We start from the raw sequence: 23,387 nt of genomic DNA, 5'->3' as shown, positions 1-23,387 counted from the left end.
TACAGCGCGAAAAATCGGCCCCGAATCGCGCGTCTGATATCGTGTAGATATAGGCGCTAAAGGCGGTTTTTCCAAGGTTTGCGGGCATTTCCGGCCCAAATCCCGAGCCGGCAGCCGGCTATTTTCTTCGAGCGTTGAGTTTGGCGAGAAGGCCGCGCAAATATTTGATCATGGATTTGTCTCTGGGCGCCAGCCGACCCGTGCGGTCGAGCTCCAGTGTCAGGTTCAGCGCCTTCGTTAGCACCGCCCTCGGATCCTTGGCCACATACGCATAGTTGATGTAGGCCTGCACCAGATCAAATTGCCAGATCGCATTGTTCGGATCGGACTGGGCCAGCTTCTGGCGGATGGCGAGGCTGGCTTCGAAAGCCTTCTTGGAGCCCTCGAAATGGCGCTGCTTGGTCTCCAGCATGCCGATTTCCGACAGAGTGATCGACAGGTCGCGCTGCCAGTCCGAATTGCCTGGATCGAGCTTCGCCAGCCGGTCGGCAATGGCAAGACTGTCCTGGTAATTTTGCAGTGCGTCGCCGACATTGCCCTGGGCATCAAGCACACCGGCAACCTTTTCCAGACAGACCGACAGGTCGCGCTGCCATTCGGTGTTGCCGGGGTCATCAGCGGCAAGTTCACGCGTCACGGCCAGTGCTTGCTGATAGGAAGCCAGCGCTGCCGGCCAGTTTTCCTGGTCGTTGAGCGCGTTGCCGATCTTGGCGTAACTGATCGACAGGTCGCGCTTCAAGTCGGTATCGCCGGGGTCGCGACGCACCAGGTCTTCGGCGATCGTCTGGCTCTTGGCATAGGCCACGAGCGCACCGGCGGGGTCGCCGCGCAGGCGCAGTACGTCACCGAGCCTGTCATGGCTGACAGCGACAGCGCGCTGACGCTCCGGGTCACCGGGTTTGTCCTCGGCCAGCACCAGCCGAATTCTCAAGCTCTCTTCAAAGGCCGTCTGGGCGCCGTCCAACTGGCCGGCGGTACGGGCAAGGTCGCCGATTTCATCATAGGTTATGGTCAGGTCTCGCAGCACATAGGCGCTGTTCGGCTCGGCATCGGCCAATTTCTGCTTGATCGACAGGCTTTGCTGATAGGCCTGGGCCGCCGCAGCCACATCGCCTTGCGTCGCCAGCACGTTGCCGATCTTGTCATGGGCCATGGCAAGGTCGCCCAGCCAATCTTTCTTGTCCGGCACGCCTGCGGTCAGGTCCTGCAGCATGTCCCTGGCCGCCTCATAGTTCTCCAGCGAGGTCGGCAGGTCGCCTTGCGCCATCTCAGTGTTGGCGAGCTTGATATGGCTGATAGCGAGATCGCGCTTGACGCTGGTGTCGGTTTCCTGACGCGACCGCTGCTCGAGATTGGCCACCAGCGCGGTAAAGGCGCGGCTGGCCGCCTCGACCTTGCCGACCGTCGTATAGAGAATACCGAGTTCCTCCAGCGTGCGGCTCTGGCGGTCGGCCTGTTCCAGGTTCAGCGAGGTCTGCCCGGCCTCGCCATACAGCGCCAGCACCGATTCATAGCCCTTGATGGCCGCCGCATAGTTGAGGTCGGCGCGCGCCGCGCCCGCCGACAGGAACAGTGTTGCGGCCTGCGACAGCGTGCGGTCGACGAAATTCACCTTCAGCGCCTTGCGCGATACCTCGTCGATATCGGCCGCTTCCGCCAGCTTCGCCTGCGCCGCGCCGAAGGCGCCCAGGGCCAGCTGCTCCTCGGCCTGCCGGCGCAGTTCCGTCACACGCGGATCGTCGGCAGCCAGCGTCTTCATCTCGGCGCGCACCTTGACGAAGGCGTCCGCCGCCTCGCGCAGCCGGGCATTCAGGCTATCCGCCGACAGATGGCTGGTGTCGGAACTGATCAGCGCGCCATAGAGCGGCGCCAGCGGCATGTCGGCGTCGCTGGCGATCTGCTCGACCTCGCCGCGCATTTCCGGTGTCACATCGGCCATCGCCAGCAGCAGCCGTTCGCGCTCCGGCAATTGCTCCTTGGCGGCGGCGGCAAAGAACAGTTTCGGCAGGCCGCTCTCGACATAGGGCAGCTGCTTGCCGCGCGACAGGTCGTAAACCTCCTGCTGCACCAGCGTCAGCACCGAGCGGATTTCCAGCCCGTCTGTGCCGAGATATTTGGTCAGCGCCGTTGTGAAAGGCGAGTTCTGGCCGGTGCCGTCAGCGGCCGTCTCGCCGGGTGCGGCCGAAAAGGCGAACAGGATGTTTTCCGCCCGCCCGATGCGGCCAAGGCCTGGCTTGACCTTGTCGGCGACATCCTTGGCCAGCGAAGTCGCGCCGCGTCCGTCGCCGCTGCCTCCCGAGAAGGGGTCACTGCGGCAGGCGTCGAGCACGATCAGTCCGACCTTGGCGGTGGCGGCCACCGCAGCGCGCACCTCTTCCAGCGGCAGGCTGGTCTTGTCCAGCGCATCGAGCGAGGAGGCGTCCGCATCGACCGGCAGCAGCCGGTTGTCGCCTGATATCTCAACGCCATGGCCGGAGAAATAGACCAGCGCCACATCGGCGCCCTTGGCGTCTTCGCGAAAATCGTCGAGCGCGCGCCGCATGCGTCTGAGATCGCGGTTGGTCTCAAGCACAACCTCGAAGCCGAGCTTCTTCAGTGCCGCTTCCATCGCCTCGCCGTCGTGGATGGGATTGGCCAGTGGCCGCATCAGCCGGTAGTCGTCTTCGGCCATGACCAATGCCACGCGCCGCTCAGCCGCCGCCGCGGCGGTGGTCGCAATCATCAGCAGCAAGGCAAACAGCAAGCGCAAGTCGAACCGCCCCCGGCTCAGTTCATTTGCCGACAATTCCACCTCTTTATGGCGCGAGCAAGCCGGGGACCCGGCTACAACCGGCTCCTTCAGGCAGCGCGCATCGGTTTCAACGCTTCGCTCCAGCGCAACAGCTCGTCCAGCATGGTCCTGGCGCCACCGGTCACCTGTTCGCTGGCGCTGAAGGCGCCGTTCTCATCGAGCAGTTTCTGGTACATCGGCAGCGCGACGCCTTCAGAGATCGGCATGACACCCACCGCGGTCAGCAGCGGCTTCAGCGCCTGCGCCGCGCGCAGGCCGCCGGAGACGCCGCCATAGCTGAAAATTGCGGCCGGCTTGTACTTCCATTCGCGCGAGAGATAGTCGATCGCGTTGACGATCGCGGGTGCGGCGAAATAATTATACTCCGGCGCGACGAAGACGAAGGCGTCGGCCGCGTCGATTGCCTTCGACCAGGCCTTGGTGTGGTCCTTTTGATAGTTGCCAAGCCTCGGATGATGCGGCTCGTCCAGCACCGGCAGTTTGAACGCTGCGATGTCGGTCAGCACCGGCTCGAATTTCCCGTGCTCGCGCGCGAATGTCTCCAGCCACTCGGCAAAAACCGGGCCGGCGCGGCCGGGCCGGGTGCTGCCGATGATGATGTTCAACTGGTGCTTCAAGTCTGGCTCCTTCGTCAGGCGGTATCTGTTGGTGACTGTGACTACGGCAGAGTGTCCCGGCGGACAAGGCGGGACGCCTGACGGAGCGGTCACGATCGGATGAACAGACTGTCTGTCTTCGCGGGTTCTGCTGTCGTGGTTTGGTCTGCCGTTCGGTCACATGGACGTCCGAGGTGCCAGCCACTACATTGATGCAACAGCGGAGCACTTCATGGACATTCAGCCCGCCCCCTTTGTTCCCCCCGCACCGAAGCCGCGCACGACGCCGCCTTCGACGCTGGAGATGATCCGCATCGTCTACCGCAATCCGCTCGAACTGTGGGGGGAGCATACCTACAACGAGCCGTGGATTTCTGCGAATGGGGTTGGTGGCCATCTGATCGTCGCCAACGATCCCGGCCTCATCCGCCATGTGCTGGTCGACAACGCCAAGAACTACAAGATGGCGACGGTACGCCAGAAGATCCTGCGGCCGATCCTGCGCGATGGTCTGCTGACCGCCGAGGGCGAGGTCTGGAAGCGGTCGCGCAAGGCGATGGCGCCGGTGTTCACGCCGCGCCACATCTTCGGCTTCGCCCAGCCGATGCTGAAACGCACCAAGGAGTTCGTCGCCCGCTACGAAGCGGGCGGCATATCCGACATCGCCCATGACATGACGCTGCTCACCTACGACATCCTCGCCGAGACGCTGTTCTCCGGTGAGATCGCGGGCGAACCGGGTAGTTTCGCCAATGAGATCGACCGCCTGTTCGAGACCATGGGCCGTGTCGACCCGCTCGACCTGTTGCGCGCGCCCGACTGGCTGCCGCGGCTCACCCGCATCCGCGGCCGCAAGACCATGGCCTATTTCCGCAAGATCGTCACCGATACGGTCAAGATGCGCGAAGAGCGGGTCAGGCTTGACCCCGATGGCGTGCCGCAGGATTTCCTGACGCTGCTGCTCAAGGCAGAAGGTCCCGACGGGCTGACGCGCGCCGAGGTCGAAGACAACATCATCACCTTCATCGGCGCCGGCCATGAGACCACCGCGCGGGCGCTGGGCTGGACGCTCTATTGCCTGGCCGAATCGCCATGGGAGCGCAACCGGGTCGAGCAGGAGATCGACCAGGTGCTGGCGCGCGAGCCGGATCCGACGAAGTGGCTGGACGCGATGCCATTGACCCGCGCCGCTTTCGACGAGGCGCTCCGGCTCTATCCGCCGGCACCGTCGATCAACCGCGAGCCGATCGAGGCGGAGATGTGGAAGGACCTTTATATCCCCAAGCACGCCGCCGTGCTGGTCATGCCGTGGGTCGTCCACCGCCACAGGAAATTATGGGACCGGCCGGATGCCTATCTGCCGGAACGGTTCCATCCGGGGAACCGTGAGAAGATCGACCGCTTCCAGTATCTGCCGTTCGGCGCGGGGCCGCGCGTCTGCATCGGCGCCAGTTTCGCCATGCAGGAGGCGATCATTGCGCTCGCCATCCTGCTGTCGCGCTTCCGCTTCGATACGACCGCTGAAACGAAACCCTGGCCGGTGCAGAAACTGACGACACAGCCGCAAGGCGGGTTGCCGATGCAGGTCACACCTCGCTAGGCGCGCTGATATTCAGGTGATGCCGGTCTGCGAACGATGGCTTCCTGCGCTTCCGGTGCTCACGTACTTGAGTACGCTCCGCTCCGGTTCTCGTAACCCACCATTCTCGACACGGCCTGACCTGAATCTCAACACGTCTAGGGTTTACGCCGCGGGCTTGCGCTGCTGGAACTGGCCGGCGGCGCGGAAGCGCCAGAGGTAGCTGGGCAGGATCGTCGCGATCGATTGCGGCTGGATGCCAAGCCCGGCGAGTGTCCGGTTGGCCTTGGTGGCGGCCTCCGAAACGATGTTGTGCTCGCGCAGCTGCATCACCTGGTCCTTGGTCAGCAGCGGATTGGGCAACAGGCCGAGGATCGAAGCCTGGATGTTGGCCACCCACCACGGCACCGGTACAAGCAGGCGCTTGCGCTCGATGACAGTGAGCAGTTCCTCCATGCACTCCTTGAAGGTGAGCACGTTGGGGCCGCCAAGCTCGTAGGTCTGGCCGCCACCGATCTTGCCGTCGACCGAGCGCGCCACCGCCTCGGCGACATCGCCGACATAGACCGGCTGGAACTTGGTCTGGCCGCCGCCGATCAGCGGCAGCACCGGTGAATAGCGCGCCATGTTGGCGAAGCGGTTGAAGAACTCGTCCTCGGGTCCGAAATTGATCGACGGCCGGAAGATCACCGCGTCGGCGATCGTCTCCAGCACGGCCTTCTCGCCAAGCGCCTTGGTGCGTGCGTAATTCGATTCGGAGTCCGCATCGGCACCGAGCGCCGAAATATGGGTGAGGCCGGCACCGACCGAGCGCGCGGCCTCGGCAACGGCGCGGGCGCCGAATTCGTGCACTGTGTTGAATTTCTGCCGACCGGTCTCATGCAGGATGGCAACAAGGTTGACGACGTGGTCGGCGCCTTGCACGGCACGGTCGACCGACCAGCGCATGCGCACATTGGCCTGCACCGGTTGGATTTGGCCGACATTGCCGAGCGGCTGCAGATGGCCGGCAAGATCGGGCCGCCGGCAGGCGACCCGGATGCGATAACCGCGCTTGGCCAGCGCGCGCACGACATGGCGGCCGACAAAGCCTGATCCGCCAAAGACGACGACGAGCTTTGGGGTCTGCAGGATTTCGGTCATGGCTGGCTCCGGCGCACGTTCCAGATGGCTTGGCTGAAGCCGTTTCATAGTCGGTTTTGCGCCAAAGGCAAAGGGTGACGCGTCGTCGCTGCCACCCCCCTCGAAAGCTTGTTAGAATGCCTTGCCGATGCGGGCGTCAACCGAGTGCCGGTTGCCGCCGCGAATGACGAAGAACAGCAGAATCGCCGCCCACAAAAGCGACTTTTCGGCCCCTGAAAAACCCTGGCCCATGGTCACCCAGTGGAACCAGACGGTGACCAGCAGCACGAATAGGCCGGCAAAAGCGGCCGGGCGCGTCAAAAACCCGAGGGCGATCAAAATGCCGCCGAAAAACTCGGTGCAGGCCAGAAGCAGCGACCAGAAGGCGCCGGGATAGAAGCCGAGGCCTTCGACCATCTCGGCGGCGCCGAAAGGATTGGTGATCTTCTGCGAGCCATGGATGGTGAGGAACGCGCCGGCGACGATGCGCAGCAGGGTTTCGCCGGCGTCATGCAGCGACGAATACAGGCGGCCGAGTGCGGGAATGATCAGTCTGCCGCGGGAAGCGTCGGTGGTTACGGACATCGTAGCTCCTGTGTTGTGAACATCCCCGCAAACGCCCGATGGCTTCCATCAAGTCAAGTTAACAAAAGTTAACTTTCACAATCATGTTTATACAATGCGCAAAACGAACGCAGAAAACCCCGCCGAAGCGGGGTTTTCCGGGTGAGGTTCATGTCGAAACCAGGGTCCAACGAGGCGGCCTGACCTGAGACGGTATCAGCGTGGCGTGAAGCAAGTACGCCCGCCCCAGCCCTGGACGCATCCGACAGAAGACACCGACCGGGCAAACCCGACCCGGACAGCTATTCGTCGTCGTGACGCGCGGTAAGGTTCACCGAGTCGCGGAAAAAATCTCTTCAGGCGGAATAGCGCTCGGCGAATTCGGAAATGCGCTGCACCACCGCCTTGGGCGCGGTGATACCGCGTGCCTGTGCCTTCTCGGCGGCTTCGGCTCGGGCACGGCCCGGCACATGCACGCCGTAGCGGCGGCGCAGACGGTCGAGCTGGTCCTTCATCCGCTGTTCGAAATCCGGATCGAGCAGCTTGGGCTCGACAGCAAGCACGAACAGGCCGGTCCCGGGGCTGTCCGGGCCGCCGCTGAACCACGGCGCATCGAGCGACCAGTTGGCGCCCGACAGGCCGGCCGCCAGCACTTCGACCATCAGTGCGATGTTGGCGCCGCGCTGGCCGCCGAAGGCAAGCATGGCACCCTTCATGGCGGCCCCGGGATCGGTGGTCGGGTTGCCGCTGGCGTCCAGCGCCCAGCCTTCGGGGATTTTCTTGCCGTCCTCGGCCGCTTTGCGGATGTTGACGAAGGCGGTGGCGCTCGACGACTGGTCGATGACCAGCGGCGCGCCGTCGGCGGCGGGGGCGGCAAACGACATCGGGTTGGTGCAATAGACCGGCTTGACCGAGCCCGAGCCGGCCAGCACGGCCGGACCGTTGGTGGCGGCGAACGATACCAGCCCCTGTGCCGCCAGCCTTCCGGTGAAATAGCCGAGCGCACCGCACGTATAGGCGTTCTTCTGCGAGAAGATGGCGACGCCGAACAGCTTTGCCGCCTTGGCGAGGTCGTCGATCGTCCGGTCGAAGCCGATATGCGCCAGCCCGCCGCGTGCGTCGGAGAGATAGACGGCCAGCGCCGGCCTTGTGATCACCGGATCGGCATTGCCGTCGATGCGGCCGGCCTCGAGGGCCTCGAGATAATCGATGAAATGCGACAGCCCGACGGTCGAAAGCCCTTCCGCCTCGGCTGCTATGATCGAGGCGGTCAGCGATTGCGCCGCTTCCTCATTGGCGCCGGCGCCGAGTGCCGCCATCCGGCACAATCCTCTTGCCTGGTCGAGACTGAGTTGCATCATGGCCGTCCTGCGATTTCTGTCATTGGTTGGTTGGGTCTAACAGCACATGAGGCGGCGTTTGTGTTGAAAATCGTCCGCAACTGCAAGAAAAACGGCGGACACGTCCGCCGTTGCAAGTCCGCGCTATGAGCCTGGCGACTCCAGGCCAATTCCAGGAAAAGCTTCAGCCGATCTTGTTTGGGATTCGCGCTTCGATCCTGCTGAAGGCGAAGACCAGGATGCCGGTGATCGTCATGTAGATCAACGCCAGCAGCAGCAAGGGTTCGTAGGTGAGGTAGGTGTCCTGCCGCACCTTGGACGAGACGGCGAAGATGTCGATGACGCTGATGGTCGCCACCAGCGGCGTCGACTTCAGCTGCAGCACGGTTTCGCCGGTCAGCGTCGGCAGCGCCCGGTAGATGGCCTGCGGCAGCCAGATGCGCCGGAATGCCTTCCAGCGGCTCATGCCGAAGGCGCGCGCGGCCTCGAGTTGCCCTTTGGGCACGCCGGCGAAGGCGCCGCGCATCACCTCGCCCTCGTAACCGGCGAAGGACAAGGTCAGTGCCAGGACACCATAAGGCCAGGCTTGCCTGAGATACGGCCACATCCAGGACTCGCGAATCCACGGATATTGCGGAAACAAGGAGCCCAAGCCGTAATAGAGCAGCCACAACTGGATCAGCAGTGGCGTGCCCCGGATGACGGTACAGAAGACCTTGGCGGGTGCCGCGAACCAGAACGAGCCTGTCGCCTGCGCCAACCCCAAGGGCACGGCGAGCAGGAAACCCAGCACGCAGGTGACGGCCAGGATCCACAGTGAGCGCCAGATGCCGAGCAGGCCCATCTCGTAATATTGCGGCAGCCAGTCCCAGCGCATGAAGAATATGGCGCCCAGAACCAGCCCCAGCGCGATCAGGATCAGCACGATGCGGTGCGGCTGCAGCCACAGCGACGTTCGCGCGACAACGTTGATGATGGCCGCTTCGTTGGCCATCAGCGCGCTTCCTTGAGCGAAGGCATGCCGCGCCGCGACCAGCCCTCGACACGGCCGATCAGGAAGTTGGAAAGCAGCGACAGCAGCAGGTACAGCACGCCTGCGGCGAAGAAGAAGGTGAAATAGGCTTTGGTCACGCCCGCGGCCTGCCGTGTTGCCAGCGCCAGTTCATAGAAACCGACGACCGCCAGCAGGGCGGTGTCCTTGGTGGCGATCAGCCAAAGATTGGCGAGGCCCGGTATGGCAAACGGCAGCATGGCCGGCAGAGTGATGCGCCGCAGCATCAGGCCAGGCGACATGCCATAGGCACGGGCGGCTTCGATCTGGCCCTGCGGAATGGCCAGGATCGCGCCGCGTATGACTTCTGTCGAATAGGCGCCCTGGACGAAACCGAGCACGGCAATGCCGGCGGCAAGTCCGCTGATGTCGATGCGCTGATAGCCCATTGCCGCAAGCGCCTGGTTGATCAGGTCGGTTCCGGCATAATAGAGCAGCAGGATCAGCACCAGTTCGGGGACGGCGCGCACGATGGTGGTGTAGACGGCCAGCAGATCGCGCACCACCGGGCCGCCATAGAGCTTGCCATAGGCGCCGCCGGTACCGATCAGGAGACCAAGGCAGGTCGCGCCGAGCGCAATTTCGATCGAGTGGAGCAGCCCGAGCAGCAGGGTTCCGCCCCAGCCCGGCGGATAGGGCGAGAGAAGGTCGATGATGCCGGCCGCCGAGGCCGAAAGGAATGCGTCGATCAGCTTTGCCCCCGGATTGCTGGCGTCAGCCGCTGGCCATTTTCGTCAGCGAAAAGCGTGCTTGGACAGGTTCAGGCGAAACCGCACGGCGCACGATGCGCCGCGCGGTCACAAGCCCAGGCTTGCCGATCAGTTCGACTGCGCGCCGCCGCCGCCGTAAATGTCGAAATCGAAGTATTTCTTCGAGATCTCGTCATATTTGCCGTTGGACCGGATCGCCTTGATGCCGGCGTTGATCTTTGCCTTCAGGTCGGTGTCCTCCTTGCGCACGCCGGCGCCGACGCCCGGTCCAAGCACCTCGTCGTCCGGAGCCACCATGCCCTTCAGGTCGCAGCAGGCCTTGCCCTGGTCGGACTTGAGGAACTCGCCAAGCGCGATGGAATCGGCCTGCACCGCGTCGAGGCGGCCGGCGGCAAGGTCGTTGTTGGCTTCGTCCTGGGTCTGGTATTCCTTGATCTCGGAAGCCGTGGCGCCGAAGTGCTTCTTGGCGTAGACGGCGTGCACGGTCGACACCTGGACGCCGATGACCTTGCCCTTGAGGTCGTCGGGCCCGGGGCCGAATTTCTGGTCCTTCGGTCCGATGATCGCCGTCGGCGTGTTATAATATTTGTCCGAGAAGTCGATCGTCTTCTCGCGTTCGGCGGTGATCGACATCGACGAGACGATGAGGTCGATCTTCTTGGTGGTCAGCGCCGGGATGATGCCGTCCCAGGCAACAGGCGTGATGACGCAGTCGAGCTTCTCCTCGGCGCATACGGCGTCGATGAAGTCGATTTCCCAGCCGACCCACTTGCCCGAAGCGTCCGGCGAGGTGAAGGGCGGATAGGGTTCGGCGGCGACGCCGATCTTGACCGGATCGGCCTTGGCCACGCCCATGGCGGCGACGCCGAGCAGCAGCGCTGCGGCGAATGTCTTCAGAACAGTCTTCATTTCAAAACTCCCAGTTTGTTGTTGGTTCCCGGTTTTCTTCCGTCTCGGCCTGTCCCTAGCCGATGTTGCGGATGAACTGCTTCAGCCTTTCGGATTTCGGCGCGCCGAAGATCTGCTCCGGCGGGCCCTCTTCCTCGACCAGCCCGTTGTAGAGATAGACGACATGGGTCGCGACCTCGCGGGCGAACTTCATTTCGTGGGTGACCAGCACCATGGTGCGGCCCTCGCGCGCCAGGTCGCCGATCACCTTCAGCACCTCGCCGACCAGTTCCGGGTCGAGCGCCGAGGTCGGCTCGTCGAACAGCATGACGCGCGGATTGATGGCGAGCGCGCGGGCAATCGCGGCGCGCTGCTGCTGGCCGCCGGACAGATAGGCGGGATAGACGTCGCGCTTTTCGGCAAGCCCGACGCGCACCAGCAGCTTTTCGGCCTGGGCAATCGCCTCGTCGCGCTTCACGCCGAGCACATGCACGGGAACCTCGATGACGTTCTCGAGCAGCGTCATGTGGCTCCACAGGTTGAAATTCTGGAACACCATGCCGAGCTTGGAACGGATGCGCTCGATCTGCCTTCGGTCGGCGGGAATGGTGTGGCCGTGGCTATCGGCCTTCAGTTTGATCTCTTCGCCGTTGACGCGGATGATGCCGCTGGTCGGGTTTTCCAGGCAGTTGATGCAGCGCAGCAGCGTCGATTTACCTGAACCCGAGCCGCCGATGATGGCGATCACCTCGCCGTCGCGCGCCGACAGCGACACGCCCTTCAGCACATGCAACTGGCCGAATTTCTTGTGAAGGTTTTCGACATGGATGGCTTCGGCGGCGCCGTCCTGCGCCTTGCCGGATTGGGATGCGGCAGCTTCCACCGCGCTCACCGGGTGACCTCTGTATGGGAGGCGGCAGTTCGTCGAACGTCCATTCGGCTAATCAACATATACGCTGTACTGCCCCGCTCCAGACTTCAGCATGGACCCAACGGCGCGAGCCCGTCAATCCCACTCATTACGGCACTTGCGAGCTTGTTGTGCAAGTGTATAAATAGGCTTCCATGAAATTTTCTCGGTTTTTTTCAGCTAAAAAAGGGCTTCGATGAGCGCTTTCGGATCACAGTCCATGGCGGCGCCGCTGCGGCGCGTGCTGATGCGGTCGGCAGCCAACGCCATGCGCAACGCCGACAGGGCTGCCTGGCACTATGGCCCAGGATTCAATCCGGCGAAAGCAGCATCGCAGCACGCGCTCCTTGCTGAACTGGTGGCGGCTTCCGGCGCCGAAATCGAATGGATCGAGGACAAGGCCGATGGACTTTCGGATTCGGTGTTCACGCACGACCCATCGCTGATGACCGACCGCGGCGCGCTGATTCTGTCCATGGGCAAGCCCTTGCGCGCAAGCGAACCCTCGCTGCATGAGGAAACCTATAGAAGGCTGGGCATTCCGATCCTCGGCCGCGTCGAGGCTCCTGGCCAAGTCGAAGGTGGTGATTGTGTATGGTTGGATGCCCGCACGCTGGTGATCGGCCGCGGTGTCCGCTCCAACCAGGAAGGCATTCAGCAGGTTTCCAATCTGCTGACGCCGCTGGGCGTTTCCGTCTACGGCTTTGACCTGCCGCTGTGGCAGGGCGAAGAGGCCTGCCTGCATCTGATGTCGGTGATCAGCCCGTTGGCCGACGACCTCGCACTGGTCTATTCGCCGCTTTTGCCGGCCGCGTTCTACCAGATGCTGAAGGCGCGTAACATCCGGCTGGTCGAAGGCGATGCCGAAGAGTTCGCGGCTTCCAACGGCCTCAGCCTGAACGTGCTGCCGACCAGCCCACATAAGGTCATTGCCGTTGCAGGCTTTCCAAAGACCAAAGCCGCGATGGAAGCCGCCGGCTGCACGGTCGAAATTTTCGAGGCCGATGCGCTCTGCATCGCCTGCGAGGGTGGGCCGACATGCCTGACGCGGCCGATCCTGCGCCAATGAATGCGCCATCCCGCCGCAGGTTCCGTCGCGAGGGCGAGGAGCGGCGGCGGCAAGATCTGATCGAGGCAACTCTGGACAGCGTGGCGGAACATGGCCTGCAGGGCGCCACATTGCGCACCATCGCGTTGCGCGCCGGTGTCACCGCCGGGCTCATCCGGCACTATTTCCCGGGCAAGGAAGAATTGCTGCAGGGAGCCTATGCAGCGCTCATGGGCCGCATGACCGAGCAGGCGAAAGCGGCGTTGGTCATGGAAGATGCCTCTCCGCGCCAGCGCCTTGCGGCCTTCGTCACCGCCAACCTCAACGTGCCGATCATCGACGCGCGGGTGTTTTCGCTCTGGGCAACCTTCATCGGCCGCGCCGGTGCGGATCCGAGCCTGGCTCGCGCCCACCGCGAAGGCTACCTTGGCTTTCGCAATGAGGTGGAAGCGGTCGTGGCCGAGGTGCTCGCCGCCGAACGGCGTACGCCAGACGCAAGCCAATTGCGCCACCACGCCATTGCGATCAATGCGATCATCGACGGGCTCTGGATCGAAGGCTGCCTGGCCGGCGAGATGTTCTCCCCCGGCGAATTGGCGGCGATTGGCATCAAGACTGTCGAGGCCGAACTGGGCCTCGCGCCGCTACAGCAATTCCAGGAAAAGTGACATGCGGTTTTCCCACAGGGATTGCGTTGAAAACAAAGGGACCGAGCCGATCATTGTTCCGAACAGTGATCGGCTCTAAGGGAGGAAAAACCAATGGCAACACTCGGCGAAGCCCTCATCACGCTGCTCGAAGCCCATGGCGTCGACACCGTTTTCGGCATTCCGGGCGTGCACACGGTCGAGCTCTACCGTGGCCTGGCACGCTCGAAAATCCGCCATGTCACGCCGCGCCACGAACAGGGCGCCGGCTTCATGGCCGACGGCTATGCCCGCGCCAGCGGCAAGCCCGGCGTCGCCTTCGTCATCACCGGGCCGGGGCTGACCAACACCATCACCGCCATGGGCCAGGCACGCGCCGATTCGGTGCCGATGCTGGTCATATCGGGCGTCAACGCCATGCCGACGCTGGGCAAGGGGCTGGGCTTCCTGCATGAATTGCCGGACCAGCGCGGCATGATGGAAAAGGTGGCGCTGCTGTCGCGGCGCGTCACCGAGGCCAGCGAATTGCCGGGTGCATTGGCGCAGGCCTTCGCCCTGTTTTCATCCTCGCGGCCCGGCCCGGTGCATATCGAGATCCCGACCGATGTCATGGTCAAGCCGGCTGGCGGTATCGTTGCGCTGCTGAGCAACGCGGCACCGCCGGCGCCGGACGGTGCGGCAATTGAAAGCGCAGCCGAACTCATCGCCACTGCCCGCCGTCCGCTGATCCTGGCCGGCGGTGGCGCCAAGCGTGCCGAAGCGTCCTTGCGGCGCCTGGCCGAGAGATTGGGCGCGCCGGTCGTCGAGACCACCAATGCGCGCGGCCTGCTGCACCGCCACACGCTCTGCGTGCCGGCAAGTCCGAGCCTGAAGGCGGTCCGCGCGCTGATGGCCGAGGCCGATCTGGTGATTGCCGCCGGCACCGAATTCGGCCCGACCGACTATGACGGCTATGGCGATGGTGGTTTTGTGCTGCCTTCCAACCTGATCCGCATCGACATCGGCGCCGACCAGATCGCGCGCCGCCCGGTGACGGTTGGCATCCAGGCCGACTGCGCCGAGGCAATCGAAGCCCTGCTCGCCGCCATCGGCTCCGCTCATGTGGCCGCGCCAGACGGCGAGGCGCGCGCCGCCGCGTCGCGGAAAGCGGCGATCGCCGAGCTGAGCCCGGCCTATCTGGCACAGGTGCATGCCGTGGAAATGATCCGCGACACGCTGCCGGGCGCGATCATCGTCGGCGACTCGACGCAGCCGATCTACGCCGCGAACCTCTACTATGATCACGACCGGCCGGCCGGCTGGTTCAATGCCGCCACCGGCTTCGGCGCGCTTGGCTACGGCCCGCCGGCGGCGATCGGCGCGGCGCTTGCCATGCCCGACGTGCCGGTCGTCTGCCTGACCGGCGACGGCGGCTTCCAGTTCACGTTGCCGGAACTGGGTGTCGCGCTTGATTCCGACGCGCCGGTCATTTTCGTGGTCTGGAACAACAGGGGCTATCGCGAGATCGAGACCTCGATGCTCGATGTCGGCGTCGAACCCGTCGGGGTCTCGCCGGCGCCGCCGGATTTCTGCAAGCTGGCCGAAGCCTATGGTATCGGCGCCGAACGGCTGGCCGATATCGGCGCCTTGCCACAGGCGCTGAAGCGCGCCCGGGCAACCGGCTTGCCCTGCGTCATCGAAATCACGGTCGATTGAAGCCTTCAGGCCGGCGTTGATTTTCCAACCTGCATCGGATCTTTCGCCGGCTCGGCTGTTGTACCGCAACAGCCGCATGGCTGACGGCATTGCCATTATATGCGTCCTGACGCATGCAAAGACGCGACAGCTGCCATGTCGAGATATCAATTGAGTGATCGCCCGAAAGGCGCGACGCTCTGCGTCGGGCGGCACAGCAAGCGACATAATCATAAAAATACGACAGGAGCGGTCCAGGATGACGGAAACACTTCAAGGCAGGCATATCGTTGTGACCGGTGGAACCGGCGCGCTCGGCGGTGCGGTGGTTGGCCGGCTGCTGGAGCAGGGCGCGATCTGCCACGTGCCGAACGCGCACGCAGCGGCACCCCAGCATTTTCCTTTCGCCGCGCACGAGAACGTCAAGCTGGCGCACAATGTGGACCTGTCGGACTCCGCCAAGGTTGAAGGTTTCTATGCTCAGGTTCCTGCCTTGTGGGGATCGATCCATCTTGCCGGCGGCTTCGCCATGGCGCCGGTGGAAAAGATCGAATCGGCATCCTTTGCCGAGATGATGGACACCAACGCCCGCACCACCTTCCTGTGCAGCCGTGCGGCCGTTCGCTCGATGCTGGCGTCGGGCACATCAGGCCGCATCGTCAATGTCACCGCGCGCGCCGGGCTCGACCCCAGGCGCGGCGCCGGCATGGTCGCCTACACGGCCAGCAAGGCGGCGGTGGCGGCCATGACGGTGGCGATGGCCGAAGAACTCAAGGCCAAGGGCATCCTGGTCAATGCCGTGGCCCCGTCGACGCTCGACACGCCGGCAAACCGCGCCGACATGCCTGATGCCGATTTCACCAAATGGGTGAGCCTGGAAGCAGCGGCCGAGGCAATCGCCTATCTCGCTTCGCCGGCCAACCAGGCGATGAGCGGAACGCTGGTGCCGCTCTACAGCCGGGCCTGAGATACGTTTCAACCCTGAGCTTTCGTGGCAGGCCTGGTAGGGCCTGCCGCCGGCCAATATCAGAAACGCATCGCGACTATGCGAGGTTAGAGGCGCCCGCCTCCACGACCTCGACCGTGTCGCCGATGGAGATTGTGCCGGCGTTGTTTGGAATCGCATTCTGGCCGAAGATGATACCGCCTTTGGCGGAGCGGTGGAGTCTACCAAGTGTCTGCAACGGCTCGCGCGGGTCCGGTTGCTCGCCGCTATACGGATCGCGGGTGGTGATGACACAGCGCGCGCAGGGCTTTGCGATCCGCAACTCGACAGAGCCGATGCGGATCGTCTTCCAATTGTCTTCCGGCCACACGCCCGCTGCGTCGAGGACGATGTTTGGCCGAAACCGCGCCATCTCGATGGGCTTGGCGAGATGGCTGTTCAGATGGTCCAGCGAGCCCGTCGTGGTCACCAGCAGCGGAAAGCCATCGGCAAAGCCGACGTAGTCGCCATGCTGGCCGAATTCCGGGTCAACCGGCCGGCTTCGCGGATCGTCGAAAAAGACGAGATCGGCGGGCCGGTCAAGAACCGCGGATAGATAGGCGCCGGCGGCTGGATGGCATGGCCGCGCGATAACCATATCCTTCCAGACCTTGACCTGGCGGAGCGCGCTGCCTGGGCTTGGCGCCTCGACGGCGTGCGAGCCATGCCTGTCATGTTTCAACAGGATGCCGGTGCCGTGATGCTCGACATCGATCGTCGTCATTGCCGGGATCTGTCGAATGGTGAGGAAGTGTCCATCCTTGTCGACGACCATCCAGCGGCGGTCCCTAGCCATGCCCATGGCTTCGATGTCAGCGCTCTCCACGGCATGGCCGCGTAGGCTCTTGACCGGATAGCGATAGAGTTCGACGACCTTCATGCCCAATGCTTCTCTGTTGCCCGAAGGGGCGTGAGTTCCCGTGTTTCATGCCGGCCGTGTTTCATGCCGGCAAACGACATGAGCCCGAGCCTACAGCCGCAAGTGTGAAATTGAAGGGCGTGCACCGTCTTTGTCTTGTGCCAACCGCGTCGTGAGACCATCGGCGCCCAGCTCCCAACTGAGCATGAAAAAACCCGCGAGCCTTGCGGCTCGCGGGTTTGCTTGTTCAGTCCGCGCGCGTCGCGCGCGCGCGCGGCGGCCTTAGCTGCCCTGCTTCTTCAGCGCGGCACCCAGGATGTCGCCCAGCGAAGCGCCGGAGTCGGTCGAGCCGTACTGGGCGACCGCTTCCTTCTCTTCGGCGATTTCCAGCGCCTTGATCGAGACCTGCAGCTTGCGGGTCTTCTTGTCGAAGGCGATGACGCGGGCGTCGACCTTCTGGCCGACGGTGAAGCGCTCGGGGCGCTGCTCGTCGCGGTCGCGGCTGAGGTCGGAACGCTTGATGAAGGTCTCGATGCCGCTGTCGACCAGCCGCACTTCCAGACCGCCATCCTTGACGCCGATGACTTCACAGGTGACGACGGCGTTCTTGCGCAGTTCGCCCGAAGTCGCCGCTTCACCGACCGTATCCTTGGCCAGCTGCTTGATGCCGAGCGAGATTCGCTCCTTCTCGATGTCGACGTCGAGCACCTGCGCCTTGACCATGTCGCCGCGATTGTACTCTTCGATGACCTGCTCGCCCGGACGGGTCCAGTCGAGGTCGGAGAGGTGCACCATGCCGTCCACGTCGCCTTCCAGGCCGATGAACAGGCCGAACTCGGTCTTGTTCTTGACCTCGCCCTCGACCTGGCTGCCGACCGGATGGCTGCGCGCGAACGCTTCCCAAGGATTCTCAAGCGTCTGCTTGAGGCCGAGCGAGATGCGGCGCTTGGCCGGATCGACCTCGAGCACGACAACGTCGACTTCCTGCGTCGTCGACAGGATCTTGCCGGGATGCACGTTCTTCTTGGTCCACGACATTTCCGAAACGTGGATGAGGCCTTCGATGCCCGGCTCCAGCTCGACGAACGCGCCGTAGTCGGTGATGTTGGTGACGGTACCCTTGATCTTCTTGCCGATCGGGAACTTGGTGCCGATCTCGGACCACGGATCGCTCTCGAGCTGCTTCATGCCGAGCGAGATGCGGTGGGTTTCCTGGTTGATGCGGATGATCTGCACCTTGACCGTCTGACCGATGTTGAGGATTTCGGTCGGATGGTTGACGCGGCGCCATGCCATGTCGGTGACATGCAGCAGGCCGTCGATGCCACCGAGGTCGACGAACGCACCGTAATCGGTGATGTTCTTGACGACGCCTTCGACAACCTGACCTTCTTCGAGGTTCTGCACGATTTCCGAACGCTGTTCGGCGCGGCTCTCCTCGAGCACGGTGCGGCGCGACACCACGATGTTGCCGCGGCGGCGGTCCATCTTGAGGATCTCGAAGGGCTGCGGGTTGTGCATCAGCGGGGAGACGTCGCGGATTGGGCGGATATCGACCTGGCTGCGCGGCAGGAAGGCCACGGCGCCGTCGAGGTCGACGGTGAAGCCGCCCTTGACCTGGTTGAAGATAACGCCTTCGACGCGCTCACCCTTGGTGAACTTCTCTTCGAGACGGACCCAGCTCTCTTCGCGGCGGGCCTTTTCACGGGAAAGCATCGCTTCGCCAAGCGCGTTCTCGATGCGCTCGACATAGACTTCGACGGTGTCACCGACCTTGAGGGTGGTGTCCTTGCCCTTGACGCCGAATTCCTTCAGCGGCACGCGGCCTTCGACCTTGAGGCCGACGTCGATGATGGCCATGTCTTTTTCAATGGCGGTGATGATGCCCTTGACGACCTGACCTTCGCCGGAATGGCCGGCGGTAAAAGATTCTTCGAGCAGGCTCGCGAAATCATCGCGAGTGGGATTTGCAGCTGACATATTTTCTCCTGGAGTGCCCCGCATCTCGAGCGGGACTGGCGCCGTGGGTTAGCGTTGCGTTGGCCTGCCGGCGTTCCGGGCTAAAAAAGCCCTGGGCCGCTTTTAAGCGGCAATTCCGGCGCATGAAGAATGCTGGCAGGCTGGTTCGTGCCCGATATGGGTATTTTCTTCGCTTCCGGCAACGGAAACGCGGGAGAAAACCCGGATCAGGCCTTGTCTCTCCTGGCCATGACCTCGTCGATGATCGCCATGGCCGCGAGAAACGCGGCTTCTATAGCCATTTCGCTGGTATCAAGCAAGTGCGCGTCGGCGGCCGGCTTCAAGGGCGAGTCGGCGCGGCCCATGTCGCGCTCGTCACGGCGCACGATATCGGCGAGGATTTCAGCGAAATTGGCGGTGCCGCCGATGCTTTCGATCTCCGCCAGCCGGCGCCTTGCCCGCACCTCCGCACTCGCTGTCACGTAGAGTTTGATGTCGGCATCGGGGCATACGACAGTGCCGATGTCACGACCGTCCAGCACCGCGCCCGGCGGCGTCTTGGCAAACTCGCGCTGCTTTTCGACGAGGATGCGCCGCACGGTCGGATACACCGCGACTTTCGAGGCGGCCTCGCCGACCGCATGCGCCGACAGCACCGCACGGTCGAGCTTTGCCATATCGACCTGGCGCGCTGCGGTCTCGGCCGCCGAGACATTGTCGAGCGGCAGCGCGTGCTGGATCAGGGCATAGGCGACCGCCCGATAGGTGAGGCCGGTGTCGAGCAGATTCAGTCGGTAGTGGTCGGCGAGCCGCCGGGCCAGCGTGCCTTTGCCGGCACCGGCGGGACCGTCAATGGCCAAAATCATGCCGCTGCCCGGTCATCTTCGACTGCGGCCAAGATCGCAGTCCCCAACTTCTCTAGAAACACCAATGAGCCCAAGACATCATCTCGATCGATGGGATAACTTTGAGGTGTTGCAAATTGTGGGTCAAGGTCGGCTTCGTGAGCTATGCGATTCCTTAAGGAGACTATTAGCCCGAGACGAACCTTTATTGCATCGTCACCTTCTCCAAAATGCGTCGCGATCGATGGCCATGGCGCATTCATTATGGACCTTAACCCTTCCGATATCTTTGAAGGCGCAACAAAACTCTTATAGCTATTAGACTCGCGAACATGGCCTCTGACCCCTCTCGCAAGTTCATTCAATGGGAGTCCAAATAAATTGACAGGCGCGGTGACTCCAAAAATGGGAGAAGAGCGGTAGACTCTGTATTCTATTTCCTGAAGTATCACCTGATGCACCAAATGATCGAGCGCACTTACACCTAATACGATTGCCGACCTAAGCATGTCCGTAGCGTCGAGCGCGGCCGGAGCCGCCGCAGCTAGATAGTCATAAAGTGAGCAAAGAGTACGCCCTCGATCGAGTGCGTACTTAAAATGAATCGAAAGCTGGCTTCGGTATGGCACTATGGTTCCAAGAACGAAGCAATTTTCTTTGCGCCACCCTTATAAATGGCATCGAAGTGGTCTCTATTTTGCAGCTGAACGTCGGCCACAATTCCTCTAGCCTCGATATCCTGCTTAGTTAGCGCGAAAACCGGTTTCTGAAGATTCTGGGCTATCGCGATCAGGCTGTTAAAATCCGGTATTTCCATCAGGAAACTGTCCAACTTAGCGTTGGCTGCAACATAGCGGTCGTTCTTCTCAAGCATCCCTGCTTGCCTGAGTGATGGAATTAGTATGTCGGCCTTAACAGATGCCAGTTCGTCGAACCATTTCTGATAGGCTTGGGTGGGCTTTGGTTCTCCCCCGCCTCTTGAGCGCTTGCGATAATTTTGAACTATGGAGCCTACATATTTAGGAGTAAGTTCCGGCCATGGATATGCTGCTTCCTTCAAAATTTGCTGTTGGGACGCGGATTTGGACCATGCCATCCACCTAGGAAGGACTCGCGCAAGGGAGCGTAGCGCCATTGCCGAGAAAAAGTCTGGCGCCATCGGTATAACGAAATATTCACTGGTGGTAAGAAGGTTTTGATTAATTGCACCTAAGCTTGGAGACATATCCACGATAATAATGTCAGCAGATATACTCTCGGCAGTTATTTGAAGGAGATACCTGAGTGATCCCGGTATATTTTGCATGACTGTCAGGCTGGCAGATAACTCGTGAGCAATCGCCAGAGAGCTTTCATTCTCCGAAAAGGCAACGTGACCGGGTAGTATAAATAGGCCAGGTCTGTTTGGAACTTGATGTGTCTTTACAGGTTTTAATGCAACGGGACGGCCGTCAAAAGCTGGGGAGAGGCCATGACGGATATTTTTCGGTTCTTCGTTTCCACTGCTCTCATACGGATAGTCGTTATCATGATTATACTTTAAAACAAGGCCAGTTAAATTGCACTGAGGATCGCAATCTACCATCAAAACGCGAAGCCCTAGCTCAGCGAGCTTCCAGCTCACATGAAAAACGCTGGTAGTTTTGGAGACGCCGCCCTTGTGATTAAAAAACGCTATTTGCGTCGTCATATTTTCTCCCCCAAAAATCAAAAAATAAACTAGATCGAAAGTAGACGATCAGTCCGCGCTATTCAATCTCCGCGCCCAGCCCCGTCATCAGCCCCATGAACTCTGGAAAGCTGGTTGCGATCATGGCGGCGTCGTCGATGGTTACCGGCTTTTCCGTCGCCAGTCCCATCACCAGAAAGCTCATGGCGATGCGGTGGTCGAGATGGGTCTGGACGACGGTGCTCTGTCCATTGGGATGCTGGCCCAGCCCCTTGCCGCCGGGCTTGCCGCGCACGGCCAGCGATGCCTCGCCCTCTGTACAGCCGACGCCGTTGAGCTTCAGCCCGTTGGCGACGGCCGACAGCCGGTCGGATTCCTTCACCCGCAGCTCTTCCAGCCCCTGCATCAGCGTCTCGCCTTCGGCAAAGCTCGCGGCGACGGCCAGCACCGGGTATTCGTCGATCATCGACGGCGCCCGCTCGGGCGGCACGGTGACACCCTTGAGCTCGGAATAACGCACGCGCAGGTCGGCGACATCCTCGCCGCCGGCATTGCGCGGGTTCAAGATGTCGATCTGGCCGCCCATTTCCTGCAACGTCAGAAGCAGCCCGGTGCGGGTCGGGTTCATCAGCACATTTTCGATGACAATGTCGGAACCCGGCACGATCAGCGCGGCGACCAGCGGGAAGCCGGCCGAGGACGGGTCGCCCGGCACGGCGATCGTCTGGCCGGTGAGTTTGCCCTGGCCCTCGATGAAGATGTGGCGCACGCCGCGCTCGTCGGTCTCGACCGACAGGTTGGCGCCGAAGCCTTTCAGCATCTTTTCTGTATGGTCGCGTGTCATCACCGGCTCGATGACGGTGGTGATTCCCGGCGTGTTGAGGCCGGCGAGCAGCACCGCCGACTTCACCTGTGCCGAGGCCATCGGCACGCGGTAGGTGATCGGGGCGGCGTGCTTGGGGCCGTGCAGCGTGATCGGCATGCGGTCGCCGGGCGTCGCCTTCAGCACCTGCACGCCCATCTGGCGCAAGGGTTCGAGTACGCGGCCCATCGGCCGGCCCGACAGCGAGGCGTCGCCGATGAAGGTGGTTTCCATGTCGTAGGTGCCGACCAGCCCCATGGTGAGGCGCGAGCCGGTGCCGGCATTGCCGAAGTCGAGCGGACCTTCCGGCTGCAGCAGGGCGCCATTGCCAGTGCCGCGGATGACCCACTCGGTGCCGCGCTTCTCTATATGCGCGCCCATCGCCTTCATGGCGGCAGCCGTGCGCATCACGTCCTCGCCTTCGAGCAGGCCGGTGACGCGGGTTTCGCCGGAGGCGAGACCGCCGAACATCATGGAGCGGTGTGAGATCGACTTGTCGCCCGGCACGCGTGCCGTGCCGGAAAGGGCTGACGATTTACGGGCGGTGGCCGGCTTGGAGGCGGCGGCGTGAGACATGGAATTTCCCTGGACGGATTGCCGGCGGGCCGGCGCTTTTCATTTGTTGCGGCGGTCTCGTATCACGGCGGGGCGAAATGGTCATCCCCATGGTCGTCACTTGACGCGAGGCCTTTCAATGCATGGTTTTGTGACGCCGGCTTTTCGCTTTGACAGCGCTGCAAACTGTGGTTAAGGGGACCACTCTTTTATTGACGAGGCTCGCCGTGGCAAAAAACGAACTTGGCACAAAACGCATCGACCCGGAAACGGGCCGAAAATTCTATGACCTGAACAAGGATCCGATCGTCTCGCCCTATACCAACAAGACCTATCCGCGTTCCTATTTCGAAGAAGGCAAGATCGCCGCCATCGAAGAGGAAGAGGAAGTGGCCGAGAAGGAAGTGGACAGCGAGGAAGAGGAAGGCGTCGAGGTCGTGTCGCTCGAAGAGGCCGACGAGGACGTCAAGGGTGACGACCTGCCGGATCTCGGCGACGACGAGGACGATGTCGACCTGGGCGACGACGAGGATGACACCTTCCTTGCCGACGAAGAGGAAGAAGACGACGACGTTGCCGACATGATCGGCGTCGGCGACGACGACGACGAGGTCTGATCGGCCTTTGGCGAAAGGCGTTTGCCGGCTTTCGCAACGTTGGAATAAAAAGCCGGTGTTCAGGCTTGATATTGATGAAGGGCGGGGTTAGAAGCCGCCTGCACTAACGGCGCGGT

General features: G+C 62.5%; 20 protein-coding genes. 6 read left to right on the top strand and 14 right to left on the bottom strand.

Going from position 1 to position 23,387, the window contains the following annotated elements; genetic code table 11:
• Window positions 1-118 precede the first annotated feature (118 nt).
• On the bottom strand, window positions 119-2,749 hold the full coding sequence (locus AC1DX4_RS00920) for a caspase family protein (RefSeq protein WP_477218531.1): 2,631 nt from the start codon (window positions 2,747-2,749) through the stop codon (window positions 119-121).
• 89 nt (window positions 2,750-2,838) lie between these two features.
• Window positions 2,839-3,408, bottom strand: coding sequence for an NADPH-dependent FMN reductase (locus tag AC1DX4_RS00915; RefSeq protein ID WP_477218530.1), 570 nt, complete (start codon window positions 3,406-3,408; stop codon window positions 2,839-2,841).
• Between the two features lie 211 nt (window positions 3,409-3,619).
• Here AC1DX4_RS00915 and AC1DX4_RS00910 point away from each other — a divergent pair, with 211 nt between their 5' ends.
• Window positions 3,620-4,987 (top strand): cytochrome P450, encoded by a 1,368-nt coding sequence (locus AC1DX4_RS00910; protein WP_477218529.1) that lies wholly within the window; start codon window positions 3,620-3,622, stop codon window positions 4,985-4,987.
• Between the two features lie 144 nt (window positions 4,988-5,131).
• Here AC1DX4_RS00910 and AC1DX4_RS00905 read toward each other — a convergent pair whose 3' ends face one another.
• The 7 genes from AC1DX4_RS00905 to AC1DX4_RS00875 form a co-directional block, all read right to left on the bottom strand.
• Window positions 5,132-6,109 (bottom strand): complex I NDUFA9 subunit family protein, encoded by a 978-nt coding sequence (locus AC1DX4_RS00905; protein WP_477218528.1) that lies wholly within the window; start codon window positions 6,107-6,109, stop codon window positions 5,132-5,134.
• 111 nt (window positions 6,110-6,220) lie between these two features.
• Window positions 6,221-6,673 (bottom strand): DoxX family protein, encoded by a 453-nt coding sequence (locus AC1DX4_RS00900; protein WP_477218527.1) that lies wholly within the window; start codon window positions 6,671-6,673, stop codon window positions 6,221-6,223.
• A 335-nt stretch (window positions 6,674-7,008) separates the two neighbouring features.
• Window positions 7,009-8,010 carry an Ldh family oxidoreductase gene (locus AC1DX4_RS00895; protein WP_477219092.1) on the bottom strand — a complete coding sequence of 334 codons (1,002 nt, stop codon included), beginning with the start codon at window positions 8,008-8,010 and terminating at the stop codon, window positions 7,009-7,011.
• A gap of 166 nt (window positions 8,011-8,176) precedes the next feature.
• Window positions 8,177-8,986 carry an ABC transporter permease gene (locus AC1DX4_RS00890; RefSeq protein ID WP_477218526.1) on the bottom strand — a complete coding sequence of 270 codons (810 nt, stop codon included), beginning with the start codon at window positions 8,984-8,986 and terminating at the stop codon, window positions 8,177-8,179.
• Complete coding sequence (locus tag AC1DX4_RS00885) at window positions 8,986-9,699, bottom strand: ABC transporter permease (RefSeq protein WP_477219091.1); 714 nt, start codon at window positions 9,697-9,699, stop codon at window positions 8,986-8,988. Before AC1DX4_RS00885 ends, AC1DX4_RS00890 begins: the two co-directional genes overlap by 1 nt.
• Window positions 9,700-9,861: 162 nt before the next feature.
• Window positions 9,862-10,662, bottom strand: coding sequence for a transporter substrate-binding domain-containing protein (locus AC1DX4_RS00880; protein WP_464612627.1), 801 nt, complete (start codon window positions 10,660-10,662; stop codon window positions 9,862-9,864).
• Window positions 10,663-10,717: 55 nt separating this feature from the next.
• Window positions 10,718-11,533 carry an ABC transporter ATP-binding protein gene (locus tag AC1DX4_RS00875; RefSeq protein WP_477218525.1) on the bottom strand — a complete coding sequence of 272 codons (816 nt, stop codon included), beginning with the start codon at window positions 11,531-11,533 and terminating at the stop codon, window positions 10,718-10,720.
• A gap of 214 nt (window positions 11,534-11,747) precedes the next feature.
• On the opposite strand from AC1DX4_RS00875, the gene AC1DX4_RS00870 reads away from it, so the two are divergent.
• From AC1DX4_RS00870 to AC1DX4_RS00855, 4 genes are all read left to right on the top strand, one after another.
• Window positions 11,748-12,620 carry a dimethylarginine dimethylaminohydrolase family protein gene (locus tag AC1DX4_RS00870; RefSeq protein WP_477218524.1) on the top strand — a complete coding sequence of 291 codons (873 nt, stop codon included), beginning with the start codon at window positions 11,748-11,750 and terminating at the stop codon, window positions 12,618-12,620.
• Window positions 12,617-13,267 (top strand): TetR family transcriptional regulator C-terminal domain-containing protein, encoded by a 651-nt coding sequence (locus AC1DX4_RS00865; protein ID WP_477218523.1) that lies wholly within the window; start codon window positions 12,617-12,619, stop codon window positions 13,265-13,267. The genes AC1DX4_RS00870 and AC1DX4_RS00865 overlap by 4 nt, the downstream gene beginning before the upstream one ends.
• Window positions 13,268-13,360: 93 nt before the next feature.
• The gene (locus tag AC1DX4_RS00860) at window positions 13,361-14,941 is read left to right on the top strand and encodes a 5-guanidino-2-oxopentanoate decarboxylase (protein ID WP_477218522.1); all 1,581 of its coding nucleotides are present in this window, start codon (window positions 13,361-13,363) and stop codon (window positions 14,939-14,941) included.
• 238 nt (window positions 14,942-15,179) lie between these two features.
• Complete coding sequence (locus tag AC1DX4_RS00855) at window positions 15,180-15,887, top strand: SDR family NAD(P)-dependent oxidoreductase (protein WP_477218521.1); 708 nt, start codon at window positions 15,180-15,182, stop codon at window positions 15,885-15,887.
• Window positions 15,888-15,963: 76 nt separating this feature from the next.
• Here the strand turns inward: AC1DX4_RS00855 and AC1DX4_RS00850 are convergent, their stop codons facing one another.
• The 5 genes from AC1DX4_RS00850 to aroA form a co-directional block, all read right to left on the bottom strand.
• Entirely contained in the window at window positions 15,964-16,785 is an 822-nt protein-coding gene (locus AC1DX4_RS00850) for an MOSC domain-containing protein (RefSeq protein ID WP_477218520.1), read from the bottom strand.
• Window positions 16,786-17,046: 261 nt separating this feature from the next.
• Window positions 17,047-18,744, bottom strand: a complete 1,698-nt coding sequence (gene rpsA, locus AC1DX4_RS00845; protein WP_477218519.1) for a 30S ribosomal protein S1 — start codon at window positions 18,742-18,744, stop codon at window positions 17,047-17,049.
• A 206-nt stretch (window positions 18,745-18,950) separates the two neighbouring features.
• The gene (cmk, locus tag AC1DX4_RS00840; protein ID WP_477218518.1) at window positions 18,951-19,589 is read right to left on the bottom strand and encodes a (d)CMP kinase; all 639 of its coding nucleotides are present in this window, start codon (window positions 19,587-19,589) and stop codon (window positions 18,951-18,953) included.
• Window positions 19,590-20,196: 607 nt separating this feature from the next.
• Complete coding sequence (locus tag AC1DX4_RS00835; protein WP_477218517.1) at window positions 20,197-21,258, bottom strand: ParA family protein; 1,062 nt, start codon at window positions 21,256-21,258, stop codon at window positions 20,197-20,199.
• A 58-nt stretch (window positions 21,259-21,316) separates the two neighbouring features.
• The gene (gene aroA, locus AC1DX4_RS00830; protein ID WP_477218516.1) at window positions 21,317-22,675 is read right to left on the bottom strand and encodes a 3-phosphoshikimate 1-carboxyvinyltransferase; all 1,359 of its coding nucleotides are present in this window, start codon (window positions 22,673-22,675) and stop codon (window positions 21,317-21,319) included.
• Window positions 22,676-22,881: 206 nt separating this feature from the next.
• Here aroA and AC1DX4_RS00825 point away from each other — a divergent pair, with 206 nt between their 5' ends.
• Window positions 22,882-23,271, top strand: a complete 390-nt coding sequence (locus AC1DX4_RS00825) for a TIGR02300 family protein (RefSeq protein ID WP_477218515.1) — start codon at window positions 22,882-22,884, stop codon at window positions 23,269-23,271.
• Window positions 23,272-23,387 lie beyond the last annotated feature (116 nt).

The sequence above is a fragment of the Mesorhizobium sp. P3_A8 genome (assembly GCF_056402995.1).
The sequence above is the reverse complement of the archived record's forward strand: the minus strand, read 5'-3'. Positions and strand labels throughout refer to the sequence as shown.